Genomic DNA, 7,391 nt, shown 5'->3' on the forward strand with positions numbered 1-7,391 from the left:
AGAGCTTTTCATTTTTGAAAAGCTCTTTTTATTAACATTAATTTATTTAAGTCCAATCTCTTTGCATATCTTACTTTCAAGTTCTCCGCCATATACTTTTTTTACTAAATTTAAACATAACTCTAATGTTCCCATAATATTAGTACTCAACATTATTTTTCCGTTATCTGCATAATTTCTATTTACAATTCTAAGTTGATTTTTTTCCTGTAATGATAAAGTTTTTGTCCAATTACCATTAGGTACAATAATACCTTCTAGCTCTTTACATTTTACAAGATAATTTATGCCTTCACTAAATGCACAGATATAATCACACTCTATATAATTCTTTAAAATATATTCTATAATTTCTTTAGAGTTCTTTCCTTCTTTAACTCCTCCTGGAATTATTACTATATTAGCTTTTTCAGAAGAAACATCATTTTTATTTATAGTAAAGTTTATATTTGAACCTAGATTAATATTTTCATCAAAAGCTACTCCCTCAACTAAAAAAATTTCTTCTCCTGCTAATTCATTTGCCTTTGTTAAAATTTCAAAAGGCATAGAATAATCTAAAATGTCCATATTATCTAACATCAATATTTTTACATTCTTTTTATTTCCTCTATTAGTGCTGAAAAATTTTTCTTTTGTTATTCTGCAAATAACTCCATCTCGTGACTTCCCTATTTGCTCAAAATTCAATTTTTTTGCTAAACTTATTCCCTTTTCATTGTTTATATTATCCATCATTATATTTCCACCAAACTCTTGGAAATAATATTCTAATAGTAAGCTTGTAGCTTCACGTCCATATCCTAATCCTCTATATTTACTATGAACCTTTATATTGAATCTTGCTGTTTTAGTAATAAGATCATATCCATGAAAGCTTACTTCTCCAACTGGTATATCCTTATTATTATATATTAAACAATAAAAATTTTTTCCATCTGATGGATTTACCATTTTTTTATAAAAGGGATTCCATTTTTCAGTACTAAAGTTAAAGACACCACCAATACCTTCCATAGTTTCTCTATCACCCCATAGTTCAGATACATATGCCATTTCACTATATTCCGGTTGTTTTATATATACTTTTTTCCCATTTCTTCTATACAGGCCTTCTTTATTCATATCCTATACCTTCTATTTCCCCTTCATTGTTATTTAGTAACATTATAACAAAAATATGTAGCTTTTTTCCACTCTTTAGGTTTATTTATTAAAATTAATTATATTTTTAATCCTATTTTACAAAAAATTTATTTTTTTCTTCCCAAAATTGAATTTCATAAATTATTTTCTTCCTTTTTAATAACTAATTTCACACTTTTAACTTCTTTACCATTATATAAATGGTTTATTTTTTGAATTTTTTTAATTTTTTTTGAATAAATATATTGATTTTTACTCCAAAAAATTTTATAATTATTTTGCTTGTTTAGTAATCGTAAACTTTATGTTTAGTAAAACTTATATATGAAAGTAGGTGTTCTGTTTGGAAATAGGCGAAAAAATCCGAAGTCTCAGAATTACAAAAGGATTAACTCAAGAAGAATTAGCTAATAGATGTGAATTATCAAAAGGTTTTATATCACAAGTTGAAAATGATTTAACTTCACCCTCTATAGCTACTTTAGTAGATATATTAGAAATTTTAGGTACAAACCTTAACGAATTTTTTAGTGATAAAACAGAAGAGCGTGTCACTTTTACTAGTGATGACATGTTTGTAACGGAAGATGACTCTCTTAAATATAACTTAAAATGGCTAATTCCTAATGCTCAGAAAAATAGTATGGAACCTATAATGCTAACTATTTTTCCTGATGGACGTTATATAGAGGAAGAGCCACATGAAGGAGAAGAATTTGGTTTAGTTTTAAGTGGACATATTACACTTCATTTAGGTGATAAAAGTTATAAACTAAAAAAAGGAGAAACTTTTTATTTCAAACCTAAAGTAAATCATTGGATATCCAATGAGGGAAAAACTACTGCCAAAATAGTTTGGGTAGCTACCCCTCCCTCATTTTAATAAATATTAATTTAGAAAGAGGTATTGTTAATGAAAGATAATATTTTAGAAATAAAAAATATAAATAAAAAATATGGTGATAATGTTATATTAGATAACTTAAGCTTAAATATAAAGAAAAATGAATTTTTAACACTTTTAGGTCCAAGTGGTTGTGGAAAAACTACTACATTAAAAATTATAGCTGGTTTTGAAACATCTGATAGCGGAGTAGTTATGTTTGGAAATAATGATTTATCATCTATTCCTCCACATAAAAGACCTGTTAACACAGTTTTTCAAAAATATGCTCTTTTTCCACACATGAATGTTTTTGAAAATATTGCATTTGGTCTTAAAATTAAAAAATTACCTAAGGATACTATTAAAGAAAAAGTAACTGAAATGCTAAAGTTAGTTGCATTATCTGGTTTTGAAAAAAGAAGTATTGATTCTTTAAGCGGTGGTCAGCAACAAAGAGTCGCTATTGCTCGTGCATTAGTAAATGAACCTGAGGTTTTACTTCTAGATGAGCCTTTAGGTGCACTTGATTTAAAACTTAGAAAAGAAATGCAAATTGAATTAAAAAAGATTCAGCAACGTTTAGGAATCACTTTTATTTTTGTTACACATGATCAAGAAGAAGCATTAACTATGTCAGATACTATTGTAGTTATGAATAAAGGAATTATTCAACAAATGGGTTCTCCACAAGATATATATAATGAACCTTCTAATGCCTTCGTTGCAGATTTCATTGGTGAAAGTAACATTGTAGATGGTATTATGCTAGATGATTTTAAGACAGAGTTTTGTGGACATGTATTTGAGACTTTAGATAAAGATTTTAATAAAAATGAAAAAGTAGATGTGGTTATAAGACCTGAAGATATTCAAATGGTCCCTCCACAAGAAGGCCATATACTTTGCAGTGTATTATCTGTAGTTTTTAAAGGTGTTCATTATGAAATTGAAGTTAAATTAGAAAATACAAATTACACATGGATTATTCATAATACCAAAGCTGCTGAAATAAATTCTAAACTAGGAATAAGATTAAGCCCTGAAGATATTCATGTAATGAGAAAGGTTGATTTAAATTATGAGTAAGAATAAAAATAAATTCAGCCTTCTATCTACTCCTTATTTTATTTGGAGTATTCTCTTTATTATTGTTCCTCTTCTTATAATTTTATTTTTTAGTTTAACTCAAAATACAGCAGATGGTTATAAATTTTCTCTTGTTAATTTTACAAGAATGTTTCAAGAGCAATATGCAGCTATATTTTTTAAATCTTTATGGCTTGCAATTATTTCTACTATAATTTGCCTTATCTTAGGATTTCCAATTGCATATATAATATCTAAAACTAATATAAAAAAGAGAAACCTTCTTATTATGCTTTTTATTCTTCCTATGTGGATGAATTTTCTTTTAAGAACTTATGCTTGGATTCCTATACTAGGAAAATTTGGAGTTATAAATAATTTCTTAGGTCTTTTTGGAATAGAACCTATACAACTACTTTACAGAGATGGAACAATTTTATTAGGAATGGTTTATAATTTTCTTCCTTTTATGATACTTCCTATATATACGGTTTTATCTAAGATAGATTCTAATTTAATAAATGCTGCAAAAGATCTTGGTGCTGATAATAAATATGTTTTTAAGAAAATTATATTTCCTTTAAGCTTACCTGGTGTTGTATCAGGAATAACTATGGTATTTATGCCTGCTGTTTCTACCTTTGTTATTTCTAAACTTTTAGGTGGTGGAAAAACTATGCTTATAGGAAATGTTATAGAGCAGCAATTTACATCTATAAATAATTGGCATTTTGGATCTTCCATTGCAATTGTTTTAATGATTTTAATTTTAATATCAATGGCATTTATGTCTAAGTTTAGTAATGATAATGTACAAGGGGGTGGGAAGCTATGGTAAATAAATTATCAAATTTTCTAAAGAAGTTTTATTTAATTCTTATTTTTATATTTTTATATGCTCCAATAGTTACTTTAATAGTATTTTCATTTAACAAATCAAAATCTATGGCTAAATGGACAGGCTTCACCCTTGATTGGTATAAATCACTTTTTCAAAACGAGACTTTATTAGAAGCACTTTATTATACAATCTTAATTGCTGTAATAGCATCTATTATTGCAACTATTATTGGTACAATAACTGCTATTGGAATTTATTATATGCGCGGAAAAAAGAAGATTTTTCTTCTTAATGTAAATAATCTTCCAATCTTAAATCCAGATATTGTTACTGGTATTGCCATGATGAGTCTTTTCATATTTTTAAAATTTAATTTTGGTTTTAAAACTATGCTTATCTCTCATATTGTGTTTGATATTCCTTACGTAATTCTTTGTGTATTACCTAAGTTAAGCCAGTTACCAGATAATACTATTGAAGCTGCTATGGACTTAGGTGCAACTCACTCTTATGCTTTACGTAAAGTAATCTTGCCACAAATAAAACCTGGTATTGTAGCAGGGCTTTTAATGGCATTTACAATGTCTATTGATGATTTTGTTATATCCTTCTTCACTACTGGACCTGGAGTAACAAACCTTTCAATAGAAATCTATTCAATGGCAAGAAAAGGTATTAATCCTCAAATAAACGCTTTATCAACTTTAATGTTTATTACAGTTCTTGCTTTACTTTTAATAGTTAATAAAAAAACTAATTCTAAGGGGGATTTAAATGAAAAGATTAAAGGTTATTAGTGCTTTACTTATATTTCTTTTAATTTGTTTTGGGCTTTTTGAAGGCTATTCTAAGCTAAAAGAAAATCATTCTAAATCTACTGGTAAAGTATTAAATATCTATAACTGGGGTGATTATATAGATCCTTCCCTTATTTCTAAGTTTCAAGAAGAAACTGGAATAAAGGTAAACTACAATACTTATGATACAAATGAAACAATGTATGCAAAAGTTAAAAGCGGTGCTAGTAATTATGATATTGTTGTTCCTTCTGACTATATGATTGAAAAAATGATTAAGGAAGGTTTATTAGAAAAATTAGATTTCAATAATATTCCTAACTATAAATATATAGGAGATACTTTTAAACATCTTTCTTATGATCCTAAAGATGAATATTCAGTTCCTTATATGTGGGGTACTATTGGTATAGCTTATAATTCAAAATATATTAAGGACCCTATTGATAGCTGGAAAGATCTTTGGAATCCTAAATATAAAAATGAAATTATTATGTTTGATTCTGTCCGTGATTCTATGGCTATAGCACTTAAATCTTTAGGTTACTCAATGAATTCTACAAATCCAGAACAAATTAAGCAAGCTGGTGAATTGTTAAGAGAACAAAAGCCTTTAGTTTTAGCTTATTTTGTGGATGAAGTTAAGGATGCTCTGCTTTCTGGAGAAGCTACTATTGCGCCTGTTTGGTCTGGAGATGCAGCTTATATGATGAGTGAAGATCCTGATATAAAGTATATAATTCCTAAAGAAGGTACTAATGAATGGTTTGATGCTTTAGCTATTCCTAAAGGAGCTCCTCATAAAAAAGAGGCAGAGGAATTTATAAACTTTTTATGTAATCCTGAAAATGCATTAGTAAATGTAGAATATATTGGTTATCAAACACCAATTCCAGAAACTTTTACTATGCTTCCTGAAAGTATAAAGAAAGAATATCCAACTAAAGATGAATTAAAAAATTGTGAAATATATACTGACTTAAATCCCAAAACATTAGATTTATATGATGAAGAATGGATTAAGTTAAAATCTTAAGAAAATCCAGTTGATTTACCTCAACTGGATTTCTTTTTAAAACCAAATTTTCATTTCACGTTCTGCACTTTCTATAGAATCAGAACTATGAACACAGTTCTCTCCTATATGACTACCATAAAGTTTTCTTATGGTGCCTTCACAAGCTTTCTTAGGATCTGTTGCTCCATTTAAAGCTCTTACTCTTTCTAAAGCAGATTCTCCTTCTATAATCATTGCGCATATTGGTCCCCTAGTTATAAAATCAATTAATTCTCTAAAAAAAGGTTTTTCTTTATGCTCTGAATAATGTTCTGTTGCAATTTCTTCTGTAACATTCATAAGTTTTAATTCTACTATGTCTAATTTGTTCTCCTCATAAAAACTTATAATCTTTCCTATAACCTTCTTTTCTACTCCATCTGGTTTAATTAAAACTAAACTTCTTTCCATTAATTTTCTCCTTTTCCTTTATTTTGAATTTATACCTACTTCTATTATATTTCCGAAACGTTTTTCATGCAACTTTTATGTTATAATTATTGTAATAATTTATCAGGAGGTTCTATTTTTATGAATAATATACTTATTAATGTAGTTGGTAAAGTCCAAGGAGTTGGATTTAGATATTTTTGTCTTAACTTAGCATTAAAATATGATTTAGTTGGATATGCTAAAAATTTAGATGATGGTTCTGTAGATATATTAATTCAAGGTAATGTAGATAAAATTCAGGTCTTCTTATCCCAAGTTTCTAAAGGTAATAGATTTATAAAAGTAAATTCCATATCTACTACTGAAAACCCAATTGATAGTAGTTTAAAAAAGTTTAATATTGTATATTAATAGTATTGATGTAAATATTTACAAGTGTTATACTTTTATTATATTTTAATAAATTCCGGAGGTTGTTTTATGGGAGATACTCTAGTTCTTAGAAAGTTAGCTTTCGATATGATTAAGCGTAATAATTTATCTAAGGCTAAACTTGCGCTATCTAAATCACTTTCATTAGAGCCTGCTTTACATGACACATATACAATATTAGGTGATATATATTTCTTAGAGAATAAAAAAAATATATCAATTAAATACTACTTATCTTCAATGCATCTTCTAATCAATTCTTCAATAAAAAGAATTACTGATTATGAGTTCGATTCAAAATTTTCCTCATTAGATGATGGTATAAAAAAAGCACTTCCCTCTAAATATGCAGTTGATATTTTAAATGAATATACTATATCTTATCATTTAGGACAGGCATTATTAACTGATATTACTTATGAAAGAATTTTCAAAGATGCTTTAATAAATAAATTAACATTAGATTCTGTTTTGCATAAGCATAATATTAAATCTGAAAATTATCTAGAATATCGAAATTCAACAATAATTCCCTTAGGAAGACAATTTTTAATTACTAATATTCTTTGGGATTCTATTTTAATAGATGATGTTCAATCTCTTTATTTAAAATGAGTTTATGAATCTTAATGTCTATTTAAAAATTTATCATCACTTTAAAATTTAAAGATTAAAAAAGAAGGAAAATAATTTTCCTTCTTTCAGCTTGTAGACAAAGGACTTTTTCAAAATTGAAAAAGTCCTTTATTTTAT

Annotated in this window: 9 protein-coding genes; 7 read left to right on the top strand and 2 right to left on the bottom strand. The window is 27.0% G+C overall.

The window, feature by feature from the left end; translation table 11 throughout:
• Positions 1 to 42: 42 nt before the first annotated feature.
• Positions 43 to 1,125 carry a GNAT family N-acetyltransferase gene (locus tag Q0W06_RS18680; RefSeq protein WP_297639388.1) on the bottom strand — a complete coding sequence of 361 codons (1,083 nt, stop codon included), beginning with the start codon at positions 1,123 to 1,125 and terminating at the stop codon, positions 43 to 45.
• 364 nt (positions 1,126 to 1,489) lie between these two features.
• Here Q0W06_RS18680 and Q0W06_RS18685 point away from each other — a divergent pair, with 364 nt between their 5' ends.
• The 5 genes from Q0W06_RS18685 to Q0W06_RS18705 are packed head-to-tail and all read left to right on the top strand — an operon-like array spanning position 1,490 to position 5,792.
• Positions 1,490 to 2,029 carry an XRE family transcriptional regulator gene (locus tag Q0W06_RS18685; protein ID WP_297639391.1) on the top strand — a complete coding sequence of 180 codons (540 nt, stop codon included), beginning with the start codon at positions 1,490 to 1,492 and terminating at the stop codon, positions 2,027 to 2,029.
• Positions 2,030 to 2,059: 30 nt separating this feature from the next.
• Positions 2,060 to 3,118: a spermidine/putrescine ABC transporter ATP-binding protein gene (gene potA, locus Q0W06_RS18690; protein WP_297639394.1), complete on the top strand. Its 1,059-nt coding sequence runs from the start codon at positions 2,060 to 2,062 to the stop codon at positions 3,116 to 3,118.
• The gene (locus Q0W06_RS18695; RefSeq protein WP_297639397.1) at positions 3,111 to 3,956 is read left to right on the top strand and encodes an ABC transporter permease; all 846 of its coding nucleotides are present in this window, start codon (positions 3,111 to 3,113) and stop codon (positions 3,954 to 3,956) included. The genes potA and Q0W06_RS18695 overlap by 8 nt, the downstream gene beginning before the upstream one ends.
• Positions 3,950 to 4,756 carry an ABC transporter permease gene (locus Q0W06_RS18700; RefSeq protein ID WP_297639400.1) on the top strand — a complete coding sequence of 269 codons (807 nt, stop codon included), beginning with the start codon at positions 3,950 to 3,952 and terminating at the stop codon, positions 4,754 to 4,756. The genes Q0W06_RS18695 and Q0W06_RS18700 overlap by 7 nt, the downstream gene beginning before the upstream one ends.
• Positions 4,734 to 5,792, top strand: a complete 1,059-nt coding sequence (locus Q0W06_RS18705; protein ID WP_297639403.1) for a spermidine/putrescine ABC transporter substrate-binding protein — start codon at positions 4,734 to 4,736, stop codon at positions 5,790 to 5,792. The genes Q0W06_RS18700 and Q0W06_RS18705 overlap by 23 nt, the downstream gene beginning before the upstream one ends.
• Before the next feature lie 36 nt (positions 5,793 to 5,828).
• On the opposite strand, the gene ndk is transcribed toward Q0W06_RS18705, so the two are convergent.
• The gene (ndk, locus tag Q0W06_RS18710; protein ID WP_297639406.1) at positions 5,829 to 6,224 is read right to left on the bottom strand and encodes a nucleoside-diphosphate kinase; all 396 of its coding nucleotides are present in this window, start codon (positions 6,222 to 6,224) and stop codon (positions 5,829 to 5,831) included.
• Positions 6,225 to 6,344: 120 nt separating this feature from the next.
• Here ndk and Q0W06_RS18715 point away from each other — a divergent pair, with 120 nt between their 5' ends.
• Both Q0W06_RS18715 and Q0W06_RS18720 read left to right on the top strand, forming a co-directional pair.
• Positions 6,345 to 6,617 (top strand): acylphosphatase, encoded by a 273-nt coding sequence (locus Q0W06_RS18715; RefSeq protein ID WP_297639409.1) that lies wholly within the window; start codon positions 6,345 to 6,347, stop codon positions 6,615 to 6,617.
• A gap of 69 nt (positions 6,618 to 6,686) precedes the next feature.
• Positions 6,687 to 7,253: a hypothetical protein gene (locus Q0W06_RS18720; RefSeq protein WP_297639412.1), complete on the top strand. Its 567-nt coding sequence runs from the start codon at positions 6,687 to 6,689 to the stop codon at positions 7,251 to 7,253.
• The last annotated feature ends 138 nt before the right edge of the window (positions 7,254 to 7,391 follow it).

This window comes from uncultured Clostridium sp., assembly GCF_947072515.1.
Lineage (GTDB): Bacteria > Bacillota > Clostridia > Clostridiales > Clostridiaceae > Clostridium.